The 19135-nt window shown below is 44.4% G+C and carries 16 protein-coding genes and 2 tRNA genes; 9 read left to right on the top strand and 9 right to left on the bottom strand.

Annotated features, from left to right (window positions below; genetic code table 11):
• Positions 1–54 precede the first annotated feature (54 nt).
• Positions 55–1101 (top strand): tRNA (adenosine(37)-N6)-threonylcarbamoyltransferase complex transferase subunit TsaD, encoded by a 1047-nt coding sequence (gene tsaD / locus H6759_00215; protein USN52499.1) that lies wholly within the window; start codon positions 55–57, stop codon positions 1099–1101.
• A complete protein-coding gene (tsaE, locus tag H6759_00220) occupies positions 1098–1541 on the top strand; it encodes a tRNA (adenosine(37)-N6)-threonylcarbamoyltransferase complex ATPase subunit type 1 TsaE (GenBank protein USN52500.1) in 444 nt (147 codons plus the stop codon). The genes tsaD and tsaE overlap by 4 nt, the downstream gene beginning before the upstream one ends.
• Here the strand turns inward: tsaE and H6759_00225 are convergent.
• The 6 genes from H6759_00225 to H6759_00250 all read right to left on the bottom strand — a co-directional run bounded on the left by H6759_00225 (position 1538) and on the right by H6759_00250 (position 10807).
• On the bottom strand, positions 1538–3412 hold the full coding sequence (locus tag H6759_00225) for a type II/IV secretion system protein (GenBank protein ID USN52501.1): 1875 nt from the start codon (positions 3410–3412) through the stop codon (positions 1538–1540). The genes tsaE and H6759_00225 overlap by 4 nt on opposite strands.
• A gap of 35 nt (positions 3413–3447) precedes the next feature.
• Complete coding sequence (locus tag H6759_00230; GenBank protein ID USN52502.1) at positions 3448–4359, bottom strand: hypothetical protein; 912 nt, start codon at positions 4357–4359, stop codon at positions 3448–3450.
• Between the two features lie 174 nt (positions 4360–4533).
• Positions 4534–7053: a hypothetical protein gene (locus H6759_00235; GenBank protein USN52503.1), complete on the bottom strand. Its 2520-nt coding sequence runs from the start codon at positions 7051–7053 to the stop codon at positions 4534–4536.
• Between the two features lie 50 nt (positions 7054–7103).
• The gene (gene hflB / locus H6759_00240) at positions 7104–8948 is read right to left on the bottom strand and encodes an ATP-dependent zinc metalloprotease FtsH (GenBank protein ID USN52504.1); all 1845 of its coding nucleotides are present in this window, start codon (positions 8946–8948) and stop codon (positions 7104–7106) included.
• A 97-nt stretch (positions 8949–9045) separates the two neighbouring features.
• Positions 9046–10122 carry a S1 RNA-binding domain-containing protein gene (locus H6759_00245; GenBank protein USN52505.1) on the bottom strand — a complete coding sequence of 359 codons (1077 nt, stop codon included), beginning with the start codon at positions 10120–10122 and terminating at the stop codon, positions 9046–9048.
• A gap of 355 nt (positions 10123–10477) precedes the next feature.
• Positions 10478–10807: a GIY-YIG nuclease family protein gene (locus H6759_00250; GenBank protein ID USN52506.1), complete on the bottom strand. Its 330-nt coding sequence runs from the start codon at positions 10805–10807 to the stop codon at positions 10478–10480.
• Between the two features lie 272 nt (positions 10808–11079).
• Here H6759_00250 and H6759_00255 point away from each other — a divergent pair, with 272 nt between their 5' ends.
• A complete protein-coding gene (locus H6759_00255) occupies positions 11080–11712 on the top strand; it encodes a hypothetical protein (protein ID USN52507.1) in 633 nt (210 codons plus the stop codon).
• Here H6759_00255 and H6759_00260 read toward each other — a convergent pair.
• From H6759_00260 to H6759_00270, 3 genes are read right to left on the bottom strand one after another with little or no spacing between them, the layout of a single operon-like run.
• Entirely contained in the window at positions 11684–12637 is a 954-nt protein-coding gene (locus H6759_00260; GenBank protein ID USN52508.1) for a glycosyltransferase family 4 protein, read from the bottom strand. The two genes, H6759_00255 and H6759_00260, sit on opposite strands and share 29 nt — an antisense overlap.
• The gene (locus tag H6759_00265; protein USN52509.1) at positions 12634–13806 is read right to left on the bottom strand and encodes a glycosyltransferase; all 1173 of its coding nucleotides are present in this window, start codon (positions 13804–13806) and stop codon (positions 12634–12636) included. The genes H6759_00260 and H6759_00265 overlap by 4 nt, the downstream gene beginning before the upstream one ends.
• Before the next feature lie 54 nt (positions 13807–13860).
• Positions 13861–15288, bottom strand: coding sequence for a sugar transferase (locus H6759_00270; protein USN52510.1), 1428 nt, complete (start codon positions 15286–15288; stop codon positions 13861–13863).
• Between the two features lie 162 nt (positions 15289–15450).
• Here H6759_00270 and H6759_00275 point away from each other — a divergent pair, with 162 nt between their 5' ends.
• From H6759_00275 to H6759_00300, 6 genes are all read left to right on the top strand, one after another.
• A complete protein-coding gene (locus tag H6759_00275) occupies positions 15451–16458 on the top strand; it encodes a tyrosine-type recombinase/integrase (protein ID USN52511.1) in 1008 nt (335 codons plus the stop codon).
• Positions 16388–16915, top strand: coding sequence for a hypothetical protein (locus tag H6759_00280; GenBank protein USN52512.1), 528 nt, complete (start codon positions 16388–16390; stop codon positions 16913–16915). The genes H6759_00275 and H6759_00280 overlap by 71 nt, the downstream gene beginning before the upstream one ends.
• Positions 16912–17241 (top strand): nucleoside triphosphate pyrophosphohydrolase family protein, encoded by a 330-nt coding sequence (locus H6759_00285; GenBank protein USN52513.1) that lies wholly within the window; start codon positions 16912–16914, stop codon positions 17239–17241. Before H6759_00280 ends, H6759_00285 begins: the two co-directional genes overlap by 4 nt.
• A 51-nt stretch (positions 17242–17292) precedes the next feature.
• A tRNA-Arg gene (locus H6759_00290) sits at positions 17293–17369 on the top strand.
• Between the two features lie 129 nt (positions 17370–17498).
• Entirely contained in the window at positions 17499–18239 is a 741-nt protein-coding gene (locus H6759_00295; GenBank protein ID USN52514.1) for a slipin family protein, read from the top strand.
• 446 nt (positions 18240–18685) lie between these two features.
• Positions 18686–18759: transfer RNA gene (locus tag H6759_00300), tRNA-His, on the top strand.
• Positions 18760–19135 lie beyond the last annotated feature (376 nt).

The raw sequence follows: 19135 nt of genomic DNA on the forward strand, positions 1-19135 counted from the left end.
TTTTGTCAATGTATTACAATAGACAAAAGTATTTGATTTGGCTAAGCTCAGGCCATGAAAGATTTGCGTGTATTAGCCATTGAGTCGAGTTGCGACGAAACAGCGATCGCTGTTTTGTCTGTGGATGCAAAGGGGAAAAGTGTCGAACTTGTACACAATTTGGTTTCATCGCAAATTCCTATTCACCAAAAGTATGGTGGTGTGGTGCCAGAGGTAGCAGCGCGTTCGCATGTGCCAGAAACAGTCTCGCTTTTAACGCAGGCTTTGGGTGATAAAGGGATGGATTCGTTTGATGTTATCGCTGTTACACAAGGACCAGGTCTCGCAACAGCTTTGCGTGTTGGTATCGAGGCTGGCCGTGTTTTGGCGATGTTAAGCGGTAAGCCGATTATTGGCGTAAACCATCTCGAGGGTCATTTGGCCTCTGCTTGGCTTGATGAGAAAGCGCGTGAACACTGGGAGTACCCGATGCTGGCTTTGATTGTTTCAGGTGGTCATACCGAACTCGTACTTATGAAAGCGCCAGGCAAGTATAAGATTGTTGGTCAAACGCGTGATGATGCAGCAGGTGAGGCTTTTGATAAATCCGCAAAACTCATGGGATTGCCATATCCGGGAGGTCCACAGATTTCAAAGCTCGCACTTGAAGGTGACGAAAAGGCTTTCGATTTGCCGCGTCCAATGCTTAAGGACGCAACCCTAGATATGAGCTTTAGTGGACTAAAGACTGCAGTACGTTTGGCTTGGCAAACGGTTTCAAGCAAAGAAGGTGAGGCTCGAGAACAAGCCAAAGAAGATCTTTCTGCCTCGGTACAGCGCGCGATTGTTGATGTGCTCGTATACAAAACCATAAAGGCAGCAAAAAAACACCAAGTAAAAGCAATACTTTTGGTTGGAGGTGTATCGGCTAATGCTCTTTTGCGTGAAGCGTTGGGCAATGCTATTGAAACGCAATTATCTGACGTTCGATACTTTCCTTCTGACAAAAGATATATTACGGATAATGCGGCAATGATTGCGGCGGCAGGCTATTGGCGCTATCAACTTGGTGAGTCGCATAATTGGAAGACGATGGACGCAAAACCAGAATGGAATGTATGACGCAAACATTTACGATTACAACACTCAATGACTGGGAAGCGCTCGCAAAAGATATTGCGAAGATTTTAGTACCTGGCCAAATTTTTGCCCTGCAGGGTGATTTAGGAGCTGGTAAAACCACCTTTGTTCAAGCGCTTGCTGCGGCGATGGGTTCTAAGAGCGCGCCAAAGAGTCCAACGTTTTCGTTAATGCGTACGTATTCGGTTAAAACGACATCGGGCATTAAACGTTTGATTCATGTTGATGCATATCGTATCGAAAGCGATGAGGATTTTCGTGTCCTGGATTTAGACGAAGAGCTCGCAGGAGGTGATGCGATTCTTGCATTAGAGTGGCCAGAACGTGTAGAAGGGTGGATCAAAAAACATGAGAAGCAAGTCCTCATGTTTTCGATCGTTCAAGAAGGGGAGACGCGGCACGTAACGCTTGAACAGATTTAGGCTTTTTTGCCCGTACCTGGTTCTAAAAGTTCGGAGTCAACATTTGCTACCGCAAAGATCTCTTCGACGCTTGTAATGCCATCAAGAGCCTTTAATAAGCCATCTTGAGCCATGGTAATCATACCGTGCTTCATGGCGAGTCCTTGGATCTCTGCTTCGGTTGCATCTGCATCTGGGCGAAGGATGGCTTCTTCAACATCATTTGTAACAGTAAAAATTTCGTAGATACCAACACGGCCTTTATAGCCAAAGCCTCCGCAGGTTTGGCAGGTCTTATCATTACCTGGGCCCATAAATTTCCAGGCAGATTCTGGAGGTACGATCTCGCCACTTGCTTCTGGGATCGCGTCTAATAATCTTTTTACTTGTTGTTTTTGGGAGGTGTTGAGTTTTACTTCTACTTTGCAATCAGGACAAAGACGACGTAAGAGACGTTGTCCGATAATGGCATTGAGAGCAGGAGCTAGTAGAAATGGTTTTACCCCCATCGAAAGAAAGCGAGGAATTGCGCCAGCTGCGGAGTTGGTATGAATCGTCGAAACAACAAGGTGGCCAGTAAGAGCTGCTTGAATGGCGATTTCTGCTGTTTCGGTATCACGGATTTCTCCGACCATCACCACGTCTGGATCTTGACGGAGGATAGAGCGTAGACCTTCGGCAAAGCCATAGTGCTTATCATGTTCAATTTGGCTTTGATTGATGCCTTGGAGTTTATACTCGATCGGATCTTCGAGGGTAATGATTTTGTCTTCTGGTTGATTAAGCTGCTGAAGAATCGCGTAAAGCGTTGTTGTTTTACCTGATCCAGTAGGACCCGTTGTAATAATCATGCCATTAGGCTTTTCGATCTCGGCCTTTAGCGCTTCAAAGGCATGTCCACGAATACCAAGTTTATCAAATTCGAGCGCAATCGCTTTAGGACGCAATAAACGCATAACAACAGACTCGCCAAAAGCTGTAGGTAAGAAACTCACACGAATATCTACTTTTTCGTTGGTGAGATAAATGGTGATACGACCATCTTGCGGAACATCTTCAATATTGATTTTTACACCGGCAAGTAATTTAAGACGGGTGATGATTTGTTTCCAGGCTGTTTTTGGAAGAGAGGCGCCTTCGCGCAAGCGTCCATCAATACGAAAACGTATTTTTACGTCTTCTTCCTCTGCTTCTACGTGAATATCTGATGCGCCAACTTTTAACCCAGCACCAAACATCAGGGTAATAATGTCACTCGTATTAACTTGTTTAATCTTGTCTTGCAAGTCTTGAAAATTACCGATTTCTTTTTCGTATTTTGCGAGGTCTTCTTCATTGATTCGATAACCGTAGATGATTTCTTTTGGGGTCGGGAGCTTTTCGTAGAGTTTAAGAGCATTTGTCAGAGAGTGCTCGCTTACAAGATAAATCTTTACATTCGCACGACGATCTTTGGTGATAGATGCAGCCAAGGCTTCAATATCTTTATTGAAAGCGGTGGTTGCAAGTCGTACTTCATCACCAACGAGAAAGAATGGTACGACATGTAGCGTTTCGGCGGTATCGCGCGAAATAAGCATCAATGCCTCAGGCGCAATCGGAAACCCTTCAAGAGAAATATACTGCAACCCTAACTGACTTGCTTTGGCAGCCGTTTGTTTTTCTTGTTCTTGCAGAGCAATCTCTCCAATCTTACTCTGAAGGGCTTGTGGTGCGCTTTGGTTGTCAGTAAGAGGTTGCGCTTTTTTGTCAGAAGGCTTGCTGGTTGGCGGTTTTAAGCCGCCACCTTTTGAGGCAGTTTTTTTACCGGAGGTATCCGAAGTATCGTCTCCTACTTTGCTTGAACCAGAAGGTTTTTTGAGAAGGTCTTCAATAGAACGTATCGTTGTCATAAATATGACTCTATTCTAGCACGAAAAAGGAAGGCTTAAGCCTTCCTCATAAACCAACGGATGATTCTGTGTATTTTTGGGGCTAATCCACCTTCACCCAGCTCTATAAAGAGGTGATGCCATACTCCGTATTGGAACGAAACGGTTACCGCAGCCGCTACAAACATTAAAGCGATGAAAAGTGTACCTCCAAAGAGATAGGCAGCGTAGAGAATTGCGCTATTATTTAACAAGGCAGCAGCAACCATCACCAAGAAAATAGGCACTCCCATTACGGCAAATAAGATAGCAACAGCAGATAAGGCGATTGTATTGATAAACCAAAGCGCAAAACCAAGCTCAACAAGATGAAGCCATTCGCGACGAGCAAGGTCCCAAGCACGTAGAATGCTCTCCGCAAGACGAGAGCCTTGATGAATAATCGCATTTAACGCAAAGATATGGGTAGCGATTACGAGTACTGTAAGCACGAGATAAAATATTGCTCCAACAACCGAAACGAGGGTAAGTAATACGCTCGGCGTGCTTTGTGAAAGAACATACGGTAATAGTAAGGCGAAACGAACAATCCATGCCAAGAAACCAGTAACAAAGGTGAGACCAACAATTTGCCAAAGATGTTTTGAGGCGGATGTATAAGCTAATTGTGAGAGGGGTTTCTTTGCATCAGCACGACCACCATGACCATAAACGATAACACCTTGAGCAAAACAGGTAAGTAGAAAAACGCCGATAGCAACGAGAATCGTAACCGTGATGTTTAAGGCGTTAAACGCGTAACTTGAAGGACTTGAGGTAAAGTCTTGAATCCAACCAAGCACCGTTTGAAAGACAGCTGGTGTAAATAATAGGGATCCCGTACTTCGGACGGATTGAAAGATATTCGCGGCGACATCAAAAATACCCCCACTGATGATCGTGCTTGCGAGGATTGCCCAAGGCCACATCCATTTTTCATGCCAAGCTTTCTGAAATGCGCTTGGGAGAACGTGACGGTAAAAGGAGCGAAATAAGGTGCTCTGTTTTTGCGAATCATACCGTAATATTATACCACAGATAAAAAGTCTCGACATGATGTCGAGACTTTTTTACCCTGTATTAAAGCGACTTGAAAAATGCAGCTATTTTGGTGGGACATTGTTATGGATAATGGGTTGGATTATCTTATGAAGTTTGTCTTGGGTCTTTTTATCGAGCTTGCTTATTTCAGCGCTTAATGAAGTAAAGCTTTTCATAACGTCTTGGTCGCTCATTGGTGAATTGGATGCGTCACGGATCTTTGGCTCGCTTGCTGTATCTATTGTTTGACTTAGCCAAAGCATGGTTTGTGGGTCGTTCAATTGCTCTTCAGTGAGAGACAGGAGTCCAGAAAATCGTATAGCATTCGCGATACTGAGCGCTTCTTGTTTTTCTTCTGGTGAAAACGTAAGCGTAAGTATGGTCTCTTGGTGGCTTATCGTTGGTATCTTATCCACGTCTTCAATCGCGCTAGGTTCTTGAGATTCTTCTTGAGGGTTTTCTAGCGCTTGTTTTGTTTCTAAAAGTGCTTCAGTGAAGGCACTTCTTTGAAGTTGCTCTAATTGCTGTTCTGAGCCTCGGGTACCGGCAACAGGTGTGCCATCGACTTCAAAACGTCCAACAGTACCATCTTGTGTAGGTAAATCAACCAAAGAAACAACGTGTGAATCTGTGTTTTTTATCTCGGTTCCATCAACAAGATATCCAGCGCCAACACTTGTTTTTATACCGTTGGCCATCAGCATCGCTGAAGTGAGAGCTTGAAAATCCGTACATACACCCGCATAGAGTTTACCTGCCGTATCCTCGGTAAGACTGAGCTCGACAAGTCTTTCTTGCATAAAAGCAAACTGACTCTTCATATCTGCGTAACGAGATTTCTCGTCTCTGACTTCTCCGTTATCAAAATCATAAAAACCAAATTTTTTGCTATAAGCTTCAATTTGTTTAACCTGATCAGGTACAGGTAATGAGCGGATACTCTCTATAAATGCCTTTGCATGAACAGGCAAGCTCTTTTTGGTATATTCTTGTAATTCTATCTCAGGCGCAGCCACCTTTTCTGCGTACTGTGCTGTTGTAATTCGTTCTGGTAGGGGCTGAGGGCCTTGAGGGGCAATATCAAAATGCAGCCGAGGTTTCTCTACGGGGTCTTGTGTGTCGTAGCCTCCATGTCGGCTAGTTGTGGTTACCTCAAATTCACCATCTGGTTGATCTGATTCAAAATAAACCAGTTCTTTTGTACCTAGTTGGTTTAATGGTCTAGGTAGTCTTTGCGGGTACTCTTGGTTTGGTAGTGTAACGGTAATAACTTCATCTGATGGAGCATTTGCAGTGTTATGGGGAGGATATTTTTGTGCATCGAGACTACTCAACCAGGCTTCGGGTCTATTTTCCGAAGGAGTCACAAAACGGTCATGGATCTCGGTATAAAGCATTCCCGAATACGGTTTGGACAAGGTGCCAATGATTTTAGGAGTTTCTTTTGGATCTCCAGAGTCAGCGGCGGATTTATAAAAATCCTTTGGTCTAAATGGCCTATCAACGGTAGAAAATGATCCTGTACCTAGGTGCTGTTTCAGCTGTTCTAAGAATTCTGGCTTGTCTGGGTAAGCAATTTTGAGGTAAACAGAGATATTGCCTCTTAAATTTTTTTCTTGAAATGGAGACCGTATGGATTCAGGAGCCGTTTTTTTTATTTCTTGTATAAAGCCTAATGACTTAATGCTTGGCTGATTGAATAGACCTGGCTTTATCCATTTGTCGATTTTAGCGGCCCTTGTTTGGAGGACGTTTATCTTAAGTAGCTCGCTAATTTCTTGACTCCGTTTTTGTAATGCGTCGAGATTAATTTTGCTTACGTCATCTACTTCTGCAAGATCTTCTAAAAAATCATTTATCAATTGAGCACGCTGACTATTTATCGTATCGCCAGTTTTTTCTTCAGCCTTAAGAAAATCTTTGAGTGATGAACGATAAGACCTTAGATAGCTACGAATGACTGACTCAGGGTTGTCCGAAGAGTACCCGGTATTTGCCCTCTCACCACTCTGTAGTTGCCTAATTAGCGCATATAAGCCAAAACCTCCCTCAGATTTAGCTAGTCTATCACCAATCGTTGGTTCTCCGCCTCGCCAGCCTCTTAACCCTTCTATCGCATCATAGGCATGTTTTTGAGCAATCTCTAGCTTTGTTGCTGGTGGAAGGGTAGGAGTCTTCTCGATTTTTTGCTTTGCTATTGCCGCAGATTCTTTTGAGTACGCAGGTTTTGTTGTGGATTCTCCTTCTGCGTCAAGAGGCATTTTATCTAATTGCAGTATTAAATTTGCTCTATTGGCGACATTACTTTGTCGAAAAAGAGACTTGACTGTATCGGGAGCAAGCTTTGCTACCGTACAAATACGCAATGCCATACGCTCGTCATTTTGAAAAAGTAAGGTTTTAACAATACCAGCCGTTTCTTCAGGAGAGAGCTCGCCTGATTTAATTTTTGTTCCAATTTCGTGATAGAGAGCAACTTTTTTTGAGTTACTTTCTGCTTTCGTTGGTTGAATGTTTTCTGTTTTCCGAGCTTGCTCCGAAGCCGATGTCGATTGTTTTTTTTCACCACTCTGTTTAAGCATAGACCTTTATTATAGCAATAAAATTCCCTCCATAATAGGAGGGAATTTTATTAGGCTTCTTTCTTTAATGAGTTTTTTGCATTTGCCGGCGGAAGACCGACGATATCTTCAAATTGCTCACGTTCGATTGTTTCATTCTTTACGAGGTATTCTGTAATACGATCCATGGCTTCGCGATTATCCGTGATGATCTTTTCTGCTGTCTTGAGGCCTTCTGCGATCAAGGCATCGATCTCATCATCGATGGTGATAGCGCGAGATTCGGAGTAGTTACGCGCTTCGTGGATCTCACGCCCTAAGAAGACCATTTCGTCGCTCTGACCATAGGTGCGCGGCCCGAGTTTATCGGACATACCCCATTGCGTGACCATGCTACGAGCCGTTTGTGTGACTTTTTGCATATCACTTGAAGCGCCTGTTGTGAGGTCACCGCAGATGAGTTTTTCGGCAGCATAGCCGCCAAGACTTACGGCAATATCATCAATATAATCCGCACGGCGACGCATGGCGCGATCTTCGATAGGGAGTTTGATCGTGTAACCGGCGGCACGTCCACGGCTGATAATGGATACTTTGTGAACAGGATCTGCATGTTTAGAAAGATGAGCAACAAGGGCGTGACCTGCTTCGTGATAGGCGGTGACACGTCGTTCTTCTTCATTCATGAGATGGTTTTTGCGCTCAGGGCCAAGCATGACTTTTTCGATGGAGTTGATGAGATCCATCATACAGATTTCTGCTTTGTTACCACGTGCAGCAAGAATGGCGCCTTCATTCATAAGACTCATGAGATCTGCACCAGAAAAACCAGGGGTGCGTTCTGCGAGTTGGCGAATATTTACATCTTTTGCCATTGGTTTATTACGTGCATGGATTTGAAGGATTTCTTCACGGTCGCGAATATCAGGAGGATCAAGTGTTACACGACGGTCAAAACGACCAGGGCGAAGAAGAGCAGGATCAAGCACATCAGCGCGGTTGGTTGCGGCAATGACAATCACACCAAGGTTTGTCTCGAAGCCATCCATCTCTACGAGAATTTGGTTAAGCGTTTGTTCGCGCTCGTCATGTGAGCCACCGAGACCCGTACCACGTTGGCGACCTACGGCGTCGATTTCATCGATAAAGATGATACATGGAGCAGACTTTTTTGCTTTTGAGAAAAGATAACGCACGCGCGAGGCGCCAACACCAACGAACATTTCGACAAACTCAGAACCGCTGATATGCAAAAAGGGCACATCGGCTTCGCCGGCTACGGCGCGAGCAAGCAATGTCTTACCCGTACCAGGCGAACCCATAAGAAGAACGCCTTTTGGGATTTTAGCACCAAGCTTAGAAAACTTTTCTGGCTGCTTTAAGAATTCAACGACTTCTTCGAGCTCTTGTTTTGCTTCGCGAACACCAGCAACATCCTTAAAGGTTACTTTTCCTTTTGTAGGATCAAGTTCGCGTGCATTGCTTTGACCAAAACTCGCTGCTTTATTGTTTTGACTTTGTACTTGGCGAAAGAAAAAGAACATCAAGAAGCCGATCAAGAGAACGGGTAAAAGCGTCTGCAATAGAATGCCACCCCAAATACCGGCAGCGGACGGTTCTTTGATCTCGGTTTTGATAGCGCGAGCTTTTTCTGGATCTACACCGTAGTTTTGGAGCAATTCAGAGACAGCAAGACCTGATTCTTTGTTAACAATCACCGTTGAGTCGTCTGTAAGAAGAACGGTCATCTTGGTGCCTTCGACAGAGATTTCTTTTACTTCATTAGCTGCGACCTTTGAGGCAAAGCCTGCAATGTCGAGTTTGGTTTGTTCTTTAATGGATACGGTCGCGAGTCCAATGGCAATAAGCACAATAGAACCGATCACGATCAAGATATTACGTGTTGTGGAGTTCATAGCGATGGAGGGACTTTAGCGGACGAAGCGCATCTAGGCAACTCTTCAATAAGGTATCAAAAAACCCTCCATTGGCAGGGCTTTTTGTAAAAGAAGATTACTCTTCTTTTTTGTCGTCGCGTGGCTTGCGAAGAGAGAGGCCGAGACGATGGCTTTCTGCATCTATAGAGATGATACGGAAGTCGAATTCGTCACCGACACGAGCAATTTCATTCGCGTCTTTTACTGGCTTGTTGGCAAGCTCAGAGATGTGGGCAAGACCGTGGATTTCAGGGTCGAGCTCAACAAAGAGACCGAATGGATTGATTTTAAGAACCGTACCCTTAACATATTGGCCAAGGTTGTATTTTGCTGCAACGGACTTCCAAGGATCGTCGACAAGTTTCTTCATGGACAAGAAGATCTTTGCGTTTTCGATGTTGATAATCTCGGCACGAACATGATCACCGATCTTGAGCACGTCACGAGGGTGATCGATACGTTGCCAAGCAATTTCGGAGATATGTACGAGACCTTCGAGGTTCTCATCAAAGCGGACAAATGCACCGAAGTCAGTAACGGCTGTTACCTTACCTTCTACGTGATCACCAACTTTGTATTTAGAGAGAACGGATTCTTGCTTGGTTTCCCAAACAGCTTTTTCGGAAACAACGATCTTTTCGTCATCTTCGTTGATGTCGAGAATTTTGACATCGAGCGTTTGACCAACGAGTGCTTTGAGCTTCTCTTGAATCTTTGCTTTTTCGCCGCCGCTTACGCGTGGGTAGTTAGCAGGGGAGAGTTGAGAAACAGGGATAAAAGCTGGGATACCTTCGACGCGGGTGATAAGACCACCTTTGTTTGCATCCAAGACCTTTGCTTGAAAAACAGTATCAGCTTTGATGATTTCTTTGATCTTGTCCCATGAGCGTTTGCGACCAGCGCCTTTGAGGGAAAGTTCGAGCTCGCCGAATTCATTATCAAGATGAATAACAGTAGCTTCAACTTCGTCACCGATACGAAGATCCATGTGCTTATCAAGCTCTGGACCACGGATGATACCGATAGCAAGACCACCAATATCAAGACGTACTTCGTTACGACCGACAGAAACGACGGAGCCCTTTACGACACCACCAACTGTTGGGTAGGCGATATTCGCATGAGCTTCAAGTAACTTTGCGATTTCAGACATAATGAGAAAAAAATAACGACAGGTTAACCTGACGCCCGAGCTAACGATAACCTGTCTGTTGTCGTTATGACCCCGACCTTAGGCGATCGAGGTGTATGCCGTGCGTTAAGTTCGCCGGTCCATACAAGAATAAGGGTGTCAGTTGGCGCGAATATTAGCGAAAAATGATTAAAAGGTCAACCCTTCGACTCGCTTCGCTCGCTCAGGGTGACGGCTGGGATCCCTCGGCTTCGCTAGCGCTGCGCTCGGGATGACGGCTGCAGACCCTTCGACTACGCTAGCGCTTCGCTCAGGGTGACGGTGACAGCCTACTGTCAACAATGATGCCCGCCGCCTAGGCGGGCAACCTTTGTGTTTACGATGAGCGACCCGTCACTCCGACCGACGACGAAGGAGGAGTGGAGGGGTCTGTAGCTGGTAAGAGATCCTTCCATTCAGGATTTTGTTTCAGAATAAGGGCTACTTTCTTTTCCCGACGCCACTTCTTCAGTTGCTTTTCTCTCGCGATAGCGTCAATGACAAGGTCATATTCTTCAAGAAATACGAGCGAATGACATTGGTATTTGTCGCTAAATCCCACGTGGGGAGCCCGATGTTCGGCTAAGCGACGCTCAATGTTGTTCGTGATTCCAATATAAAGAACTCGAGATTCACTCGAAAGGATATAGGTATAGCCTCGTTTCATTTAATACCCCGTTCCACAGATCTTTAGCGTCGTCAAAGAGAAAAATTTTATCTAAAATCAGGCAAATTAAAGACCGCCTCTGCAGGAGCTGAGGCGGTCCAGAGGTCAAGCTTTTGCCTATTAAAATAGGCAAATCAGCGGACCTTTCTGAGGGTGTGTGCAAGCGCACTCTCAAACCCCGACACGTTATCTGTCTTGCAACAAACGCAACGGATTAAGGACTTGGTATCATAATTAAGTATTATTGTCAAGCTTCATGGTATACTGGGGTCATGATATTAGATCTTCGTGATCGTCAGGCTCTTTTAGACTCTATGGAGGCTGTTTTGGATTATTTACCCGCCAAAGAGCGTAAGCCTTTTGAAGATGTGTATCTAGCAGAGCGCGAAGAGACGCCGGTTTCACTTGATCAACTCATTGAGCTTTCACTCCAAGCAGGGGCTTTAACTTGGCCAGCAAGACAGGCTTTTAGGCAATTTGTTACTTCGATGGGCCAAGAGCTTGAATGGGATTTAGTAACGAAACATGTTTCGCGACCAGTAGCTTTTTTCTTATTACAACGAAAAACCGATGACGGAGGACTTGATCACGTTTTGCAACAAGAGGGTATCGAGCATGCGTTGTATCCGGAGCATCTTCAGGAGATTGAACTCGTTCGCCAAGAAGCATGGCGTCTTATCTATCAAGATCATAAAGAGATGCTTGAGCCTGTTACCCAAGAAATGTCTTCTGAGCTCGAAGGTATTCGTCAGTTTTTGAAACGTCAAAAAGAAGACGCGCTTACAAAAACGGGCAAAGATCAAGAACGGTTGCTCGATGCTTTACAGCAAATTGAAGTGCGACTTTTTTTGCTTGGGGAGTGGTTACCTATTGAGCTTATCCGCGACGAATTACCGATTGCATAGCCAGAGTCCAGAGTTGTGGTTGATGTGGCGGTACAAACGTAGCTGATAAGGGAGCAATATCTGGCAAAGAGGATGAAGTCGAGGCAATAATTGGGATTTTCGCTTGATCTGCTTCGAGAAGCGGTATACCAAATCCTTCATACCAACTCGGATAGAGGAGTGCTTTTGCATGATAAAAGAGCCACGAGATTTCTTCGTCACCAAGCCAACCAAGTTGAATGACACCAGGTTGTTGGGGGGTATTACCTGTTGTTACCAGAAAGATTGTTTCGTTCTCTTTATAGACTTGTTCAAAGGCACGTAAAACCGTTTCGCTATTTTTACGTATATTGTTTGCACCAAGCAAAAGAAAATACGAGGTATTTTTGAGCTGGGGGATTTCTTGTTGTTTTGTTGATAGTAAAAATGGTGGCAATGTTAGAACTTCTATCTTTTCTTTTTGGATAGATAAAAGCATCTCTAGATCACGCGCCGTCCATGTTGAAACAGCGAGCAATTTTTGGGCGTTTCGAAGTAGACGTTTTGGTCGTAATAAAAAGTGCCAGAGTCGAGATTTTATTGGATACCACGTTGGTTCAATGAGATAAGAGAGATCGTGCACGAGTACTCGATAAGGCGTTTTACTCGGTGCCGTAAAGTCGAGGTTTGGGTAAATAATTTCGTCAAAAACACCTGTAAAATAACGCTCGTACGCCATTCCAACAAAACTAAGTAAGATGACGAGCTTATTTGGTATTCGACGATGCTGATGTGGTAAATGCAAGAGATCTTTAGGGAGCGGTGCATAGCTCGTGAAGCCAACGATGATTTCGGTATCGTCTGCCTTTTGCGATAGAAGGGATTCAATAAACGACAAAACGAGACGTCGAACGCCGCCCGAATGCGTATCTAAAAGACAGCGTCCGTCTATCAGGATTCTTTTCATGATGAAAGCGTATGTGGGTATTGAACCTGCTGGCGTTCTGACCACGCTTGTTCGACGTAATCACGAATACGTTTTTTAAAATGTTCTTTAGAAAAGTATTCGGCGTGAGCTCGGATACGGCGCGGATCATACGAGCTTGGATCAAAGCGAATCGCGGCATTACCGATATCCTCCCATGTTTGTACTTCAAAAAATTGACCAGTAATGCCATTTAAGACGGTTTCGGTAGCGCCTCCTTGTCCAAAGGCAATAACGGGGCGTCCGGCGGCCATGGCTTCTACTGCTGTGATACCAAAGTCTTCAATTTGTGGATGTAAAAAAGCAATCGCCTCACGAAAGAGTTCTTTTTTTGCTGTTTCTGAAATATGCCCTAAGAATTCGGTTTTTGGTCCAGCCATCTTTTTGAGTTTTTTAAGCTCTGGCCCTTCACCAAAAATCTTTAGAGGCATATTAAGTTTGGCAAATGCTTGTACAACAAGATCAAAACGCTTATAGGCAACCAAGCGACCTCCTGTTAACCAATAGGTGCCAGGTCTCGTAGAAAGAGGGATTTGCTCAACGTCTACAGGTGGCGGCAATACCACGGATGAACGAGCGTAATAGCGTTTAATGCGCGCTTGAGAGAGGAGACTATTGGTGAGGATATGATCAGGGCGCGTAGCTGCTTGAAAATCCCATTGGCGCAAACGATGAAGATACGATGGGAGAAAACGTTTTACGATTGAAGGCATGCGTTGCTCATTAACGTAGCCCATGCGTTCTTGCCAGAGGTAGCGCGTTGGCGTGTGTAAGTAACAGATATGTAAAGCGTGTGGTGCGGCAATCAATCCTTTGGCAAAACTAGAACTTGAAGAGATGACCAGATCGTAGCGTTGCAAATCAAACTCCTCAATGGCTTGAGGCATAAACGGCAAATACCACGTATAAAGTTTTTTTGCGAAAGGAAGATTGTTTAAAGAACTTGTACGAATATCTGCCCCCTTGAATCCAGCGTGAGTGCGTTTTGGATTATGAAAAAGGGTGTAGATCGGAGCTCTTGGATACATTTCATGAAGAGCAAGTAGGGTACGTTCAGCGCCCCCGTCCTGCACGAGATAGTCATGGACGAGGGCAATGCGACGCGGTTCAGTGCGTTGTTCGTGTCGAGAAGGCTGCGGCGCTACACTCATAACTCTATGCTACATAGAACGCAACGCCTTGTCAGATCTTCTCGTCAAGGGTGGTTAGTAGGTTCCGCTTCCTTTAAATACGGCCAAGGGAGTTTTGAGCAAAATGTAGATATCTAATGCCGGTGACCAATGCTCGATATACCAAGTATCGAGACTTACTTCGTCGTCAAAGCTTAAATCTGAACGACCGCTGATTTGAGCAAGGCCTGTGATGCCTGGTTTGATGGCGAGCACACGACGATGGTGTGGCTCATAATTTGCCACCTCACGAGGAAGATGTGGACGTGGACCAACGAGTGAAAGATCACCTTTTAGCACGTTAAAAAATTGAGGTAACTCATCAATAGACCAACGACGAATAATACGTCCTACGGTTGTTACACGTGGGTCATTAGCGATCTTTGGAACCGGTCCTTTTTTGATGCTTTGAGACTCGATCAGCTCTTTTTCTAATGCAAGATTAGCTTTGGTTGATTGTTTAAATTGTGAGCCAATTGAGAATTTGCGCCACATCGAACGAAACTTAAAAAATGGAAATATAGATCCGCGTTCACCTACGCGCTCACTTACATAAATCACTGGTAGGCCGTCTTCGATCATCAATGCAAGGACGGTGAGTATCATCACAGGAGATGTGAGGATGATAAGTACCAATGCAACAAAGATATCAAAGAGACGCTTAAAGATGCGTCCCCAGCCATCAAGTCGGGTGCGTTTTGTCTCTATAACCGGTATACCGCCAGCAGTATCAATTTCAATACGAGAAAATGAGCTCGCAAAGGGATTAGCAAGATAACGAAAATCTGCATGATAAAGCTCTGCAATTGCGTGGATACGTTGCGATGTTTCCGGATCAAGATTTGGCTCGGCGAGTAAAACCGCGTCGGCTTTTTTTGTTTCGAGAAGTTTTGCGTAATCACTCTCAACGCCAGGTGTCCATTTTTTGAGGTGTTTTACGACCGTAAAGCCATTTACTGGGTGTTGACGATAGAGGGTAATAAGATCAAGTGCAGAACGTGATTGCCCAATCACAATGAGCTTGCGATGACCGATGCCACGTCGCAATAAGCTACGGCGAACAATATGTAATAAGCTTCTGCCGACAATAACGTAGGCGGTTGCGAGTCCCCAAACGGTCAATAGAATAAAACGCGAAGTCGTAAACGCTTGTCCGAAAAAGACTGTCGCAACAACAACCATAATACCTGCCGTAGATGCAAGAATCACCCGACCCATGGTGCTCCAAAAACGACGAGGTTGAATCGTGTAGAGACCAGCAAGCATAAAGAGCGCCATCCATACACCCACAAAAACAACCGACCAACCAATATAGGTCTCGAGGGATATATCGGTAAAGATCGGACGTATATCTGTTACGGCATCAGAGTAACGCAATGCATAAGCAGAGATTGCTGCACCAAATAAGGCGATAGCATCGATAGGCAAAAGAAGGGCGGCAAAAGCAAGGTCCAAGCGGCGCATATAGCCAGTATCATACCATATGAGGCTTTCTCCGGCCTTCGGCAACCTCTTTTACATTCGTGAAAAAGGGGATATCGATTTAATACAGGTTTATTTGAGTAAAGTGATGAGGAGGGAAAAGCCCCACGTGTTTTCTTTTGCGACGCATGTTAAACTAGATATATGTCGACTGTCTCAAAACATCTACGCCCTTTTCTGGAGCATTTAGAAATAGAAAAGGGGCGCTCATTATTAACGGTACGTAATTACGAATTCTATCTTCGTCGTTTTATCGAATGGGCAAATGATCCTGATACCGAGGATATTACCGCGTCGATGATTCATAATTATCGTCTCTATCTTAATAGACTTGAAACAGGTGATGCGCAAAAGACCTTAAAAAAGTCTACACAAAATTATCATCTTATTGCCTTGCGTTCGTATCTTAAGTTTTTAGCAAAGCGTGATATCGCGTCGCTCTCTCCAGAAAAGATTGAGCTCGCAAAACAGGGGAGTCGTGATGTTGCTTTTTTAGAAAGCTCAGATCTACAACGATTATTAGAAGCACCAGAAAAAACAGATAATGGACCTTTGGTAAAAGCACGTGATAAAGCAATTCTTGAGCTATTCTTTTCTACGGGGATGCGTGTTTCAGAACTCGCTTCGCTCAAAATTACTTCTATTAATCTAGAGCGTGATGAATTTACGGTACGTGGTAAGGGTGACAAAACACGCGTTGCTTTTTTGTCGCATCAAGCACGAGCTGCGTTAAAGTATTATCTTGGTTTACGTAAGGATACGGCGCCCTATCTTTTTGTACGACATGATCGCGCGAAAAGTGGTGTAAAAGATATCGGTGCACTAACGCCACGTTCGATAGAGCGCTTGGTACATTACTATGCGGCCGCAGCAGGTATTCCAAAAAAGGTTTCTCCTCATACATTGAGACATTCTTTTGCAACGGATCTTTTGATTAATGGCGCTGATTTGCGTAGCGTTCAGGCGATGCTCGGTCATTCGTCTATCACAACAACACAAATTTATACGCATGTAACAAATCAACAATTGCGAGAAGTGCACAAAGCTTTTCATGGTAAAACGATTGATGAAAAGAATAGCTATGACTTCAACAATCCCTACAGGATGTTTAGAGACAGACTTGCTAATAAAGCAATATCCGCAAGAACGTGATCGTATTTTGCAGCACGCCATTGAAGATCGGCGCCGACGGTTAGCGATGTATACCGAACTTAGATCTCTCATCGGTTTTCATCCAATAGTTTTTGTAAAAACCATAGTATTTACCGGGGTTATCAGCTTTGTGCTTGTCTTTGTTCTCGCGCAGCTCGCTCAAATAGCACTTTGGTATAAGAAATTAACAGAGCTATCTATCACTATTCCGATACCGGCACTTGGCGCAAGAACGGTTGATCTTGGCTCTTATGTGCCCACGTCAACAACATTTGAATTGATAGGGCAGCTACCCGTTTGGACGGTCCGTGATTGCTTGCTCTTTGCTACGGGAGTCATGCTCGTCGTCCTTATTTCGATGGGAATTCGTATTGCTATACGTTGGCGTGACGCGAAGCAACTAAAACAAGGAGAAGTACAATTAAAAGAAGAACTCAACTATCTCATCACTCTATGACACTCAATGACTATCAAAACGCTGCAACAAAAACAGCTCTCTATCCAGAATCGGGAAACAATCTTCTCTATCCGATATTAGGTCTTTGCGGAGAGTCGGGTGAGCTCGCAGAAAAAATGAAAAAAATGATAAGAGATGATCAAGGTGTATTAACAGAAGAGCGTCGTCAGTTGATGGTAAAAGAATTGGGCGATGTTCTTTGGTATGTGTCGCAGGTTGCGAGAGAATTAGGGATTTCGCTAGAAGAGGTCGGACAAATGAATGTTGATAAGCTTGCCTCTCGAATGGATAGGGATGTTTTGCACGGTAACGGTGATTTACGTTAATCTTTCGTGTTTGACGTTCTGGTGTTTCGGCGGTAGTTTTGCTGCCAACACGTCCTTGTAGCTCAGCTGGATAGAGCAACAGCCTTCTAAGCTGTAGGTCGCTGGTTCGAATCCAGCCGGGGACACCACGTAAAAAGCCGCAGTAAGCCTGCGGCTTTTACTGTGCGACTCACGTGGGGGTGCCTAAACCAATGCTTGACGATCTAGGCATTAAGAGTAAAGGTAGAGATATAACTCATTATTGATACAAATCGTTTATGTGGCAGTTTATCTTGTTTGTTCTCTTTATTGTGTACCTCTCTTTCATCCGCCAAATCAACCAATATCAGCGAGGTGTGAAGTTTACCCTTGGTAAATTTTCAGACATCGTACAACCTGGCTGGCGTGTGATTATTCCGGTATTTCAAAGCATGACCAAGGTTGATATTCGTACCAAGGCGGTTGAGGTTCCTTATCAAGATGCCATCACGAAAGATAACGTTTCTTGTAAGATTAACGCTGTTATCTACTATCGTGTTGTTGATGCAGCAAAGTCTGTTATCGAAGTTGAAAATGTATGGAATGCTGTTTCTCAGCTCGCGCAAACAACAATGCGTAATGTTGTTGGTGAGCTTACGCTTGATGAATTACTTTCAGAACGTGACCAAGCCTCTATTCGTATTCGTGAATTGGTGGCAAGTCACTCTGGTAGCTGGGGCATTGAAGTTCAAAGCGTTGAACTTAAAGATATCTCTCTTCCTGAAGATATGCAGCGTACCATTGCCAAGCAGGCTGAAGCTGAACGTGAACGCCGTGCTGTGATCATTAACTCCGAAGGTGAAATCGCTGCTGCAGAAAATCTTCGCAAAGCTTCTGAAATTCTTGCAGCAAATCCAGGCGCCCTTCACTTGCGTACATTGAATTCCATCAATGATATCTCAAGTGATCAAAGCAATACCGTGATCTTTGCTGTGCCGCTTGAGGTGCTACGCGCTTTTGAGTCGTTCACAAAGAAATAAACCAAACAGCATAATAGAAAGAGCCTCCAATAGATATTGGAGGCTTTCTGTCTACCGAGAGTTTCCGGTAGCGATGAGAATCAGTCGACGATCGCGATGTCGAGTGACGTTATTTAGAGTGTTAAGCCAGAAGTAAAATTCCTCTAGACTCATACCCTTGGCAGTGAGCGCTTCTTCGAGACGGGGGTGATGTCCTTGAGCGAGCGCCAGTTGGATGATTTGGTTGATTTCTGTTTTTGTTATCACGTACGATAGGTTTCACTTTCTGCCTCTATACCATGACGGTTAAAAATAACGAGTCGGTTAGTAAGCAGCTAAAAGATACCTCTCTAAAGGCGTATTATTTTTGTCAAAACAGAGCTTGTCTATATCTTAGAGGATTATCCTCTTGATTTTCTTTTTAAAAGGGCTATTCTGCCACCACCACAGCAAAAACAGTCGCCATGGTGGCCATGGTGTAATGGTTAACACACTGGGTTGTGGTTCCAGTAATACGGGTTCAATTCCGTTGGCCACCCCATCAAAAACCCTCCGACACGCGTCGGAGGTTTTTGTTTGGTTGCGTATCAGGTATCTTATGACTCATGAACAATGAACGCCCACAAAAACCAATGTCCAGACTAGAGAGTCTCAAGGACACCCTTAGAAGATCGCCAGAAACATTTGGTGACCTTGAGGTATCAATGCTCTTTTGGATGCTGATTATCTTGATTTTAAAGATGCGATGAAGCAATTAGGTAAACTTGGGCGAACTTTTACCCTGATCTTTGTTATGGATGATATGGGGAGACAATTGATGACAAAAAAGAGGTCTAAGACGACTAAAGGCTATGCGCGAGGATAGGTACTTAAAGAATATCATCACAAAATTATCGTTAAAGGGCGGCCAGGCGAAC

The organism is Candidatus Nomurabacteria bacterium, from assembly GCA_023898425.1.
GTDB lineage: Bacteria > Patescibacteriota > Patescibacteriia > 2-12-FULL-60-25 > 2-12-FULL-60-25 > HK-STAS-PATE-2.

What these genes read in the sequence shown, in the direction of transcription:
- tsaD (USN52499.1), top strand. Translation starts at nt 55, where the DNA reads ATGAAAGATTTGCGTGTATTAGCCATTGAGTCGAGTTGCGACGAAACA.
- tsaE (USN52500.1), top strand. Translation starts at nt 1,098, where the DNA reads ATGACGCAAACATTTACGATTACAACACTCAATGACTGGGAAGCGCTC.
- H6759_00225 (USN52501.1), bottom strand. Translation starts at nt 3,412, where the DNA reads ATGACAACGATACGTTCTATTGAAGACCTTCTCAAAAAACCTTCTGGT.
- H6759_00230 (USN52502.1), bottom strand. Translation starts at nt 4,359, where the DNA reads ATGTGGCCTTGGGCAATCCTCGCAAGCACGATCATCAGTGGGGGTATT.
- H6759_00235 (USN52503.1), bottom strand. Translation starts at nt 7,053, where the DNA reads ATGCTTAAACAGAGTGGTGAAAAAAAACAATCGACATCGGCTTCGGAG.
- hflB (USN52504.1), bottom strand. Translation starts at nt 8,948, where the DNA reads ATGAACTCCACAACACGTAATATCTTGATCGTGATCGGTTCTATTGTG.
- H6759_00245 (USN52505.1), bottom strand. Translation starts at nt 10,122, where the DNA reads ATGTCTGAAATCGCAAAGTTACTTGAAGCTCATGCGAATATCGCCTAC.
- H6759_00250 (USN52506.1), bottom strand. Translation starts at nt 10,807, where the DNA reads ATGAAACGAGGCTATACCTATATCCTTTCGAGTGAATCTCGAGTTCTT.
- H6759_00255 (USN52507.1), top strand. Translation starts at nt 11,080, where the DNA reads ATGATATTAGATCTTCGTGATCGTCAGGCTCTTTTAGACTCTATGGAG.
- H6759_00260 (USN52508.1), bottom strand. Translation starts at nt 12,637, where the DNA reads ATGAAAAGAATCCTGATAGACGGACGCTGTCTTTTAGATACGCATTCG.
- H6759_00265 (USN52509.1), bottom strand. Translation starts at nt 13,806, where the DNA reads ATGAGTGTAGCGCCGCAGCCTTCTCGACACGAACAACGCACTGAACCG.
- H6759_00270 (USN52510.1), bottom strand. Translation starts at nt 15,288, where the DNA reads ATGCGCCGCTTGGACCTTGCTTTTGCCGCCCTTCTTTTGCCTATCGAT.
- H6759_00275 (USN52511.1), top strand. Translation starts at nt 15,451, where the DNA reads ATGTCGACTGTCTCAAAACATCTACGCCCTTTTCTGGAGCATTTAGAA.
- H6759_00280 (USN52512.1), top strand. Translation starts at nt 16,388, where the DNA reads ATGACTTCAACAATCCCTACAGGATGTTTAGAGACAGACTTGCTAATA.
- H6759_00285 (USN52513.1), top strand. Translation starts at nt 16,912, where the DNA reads ATGACACTCAATGACTATCAAAACGCTGCAACAAAAACAGCTCTCTAT.
- H6759_00295 (USN52514.1), top strand. Translation starts at nt 17,499, where the DNA reads ATGTGGCAGTTTATCTTGTTTGTTCTCTTTATTGTGTACCTCTCTTTC.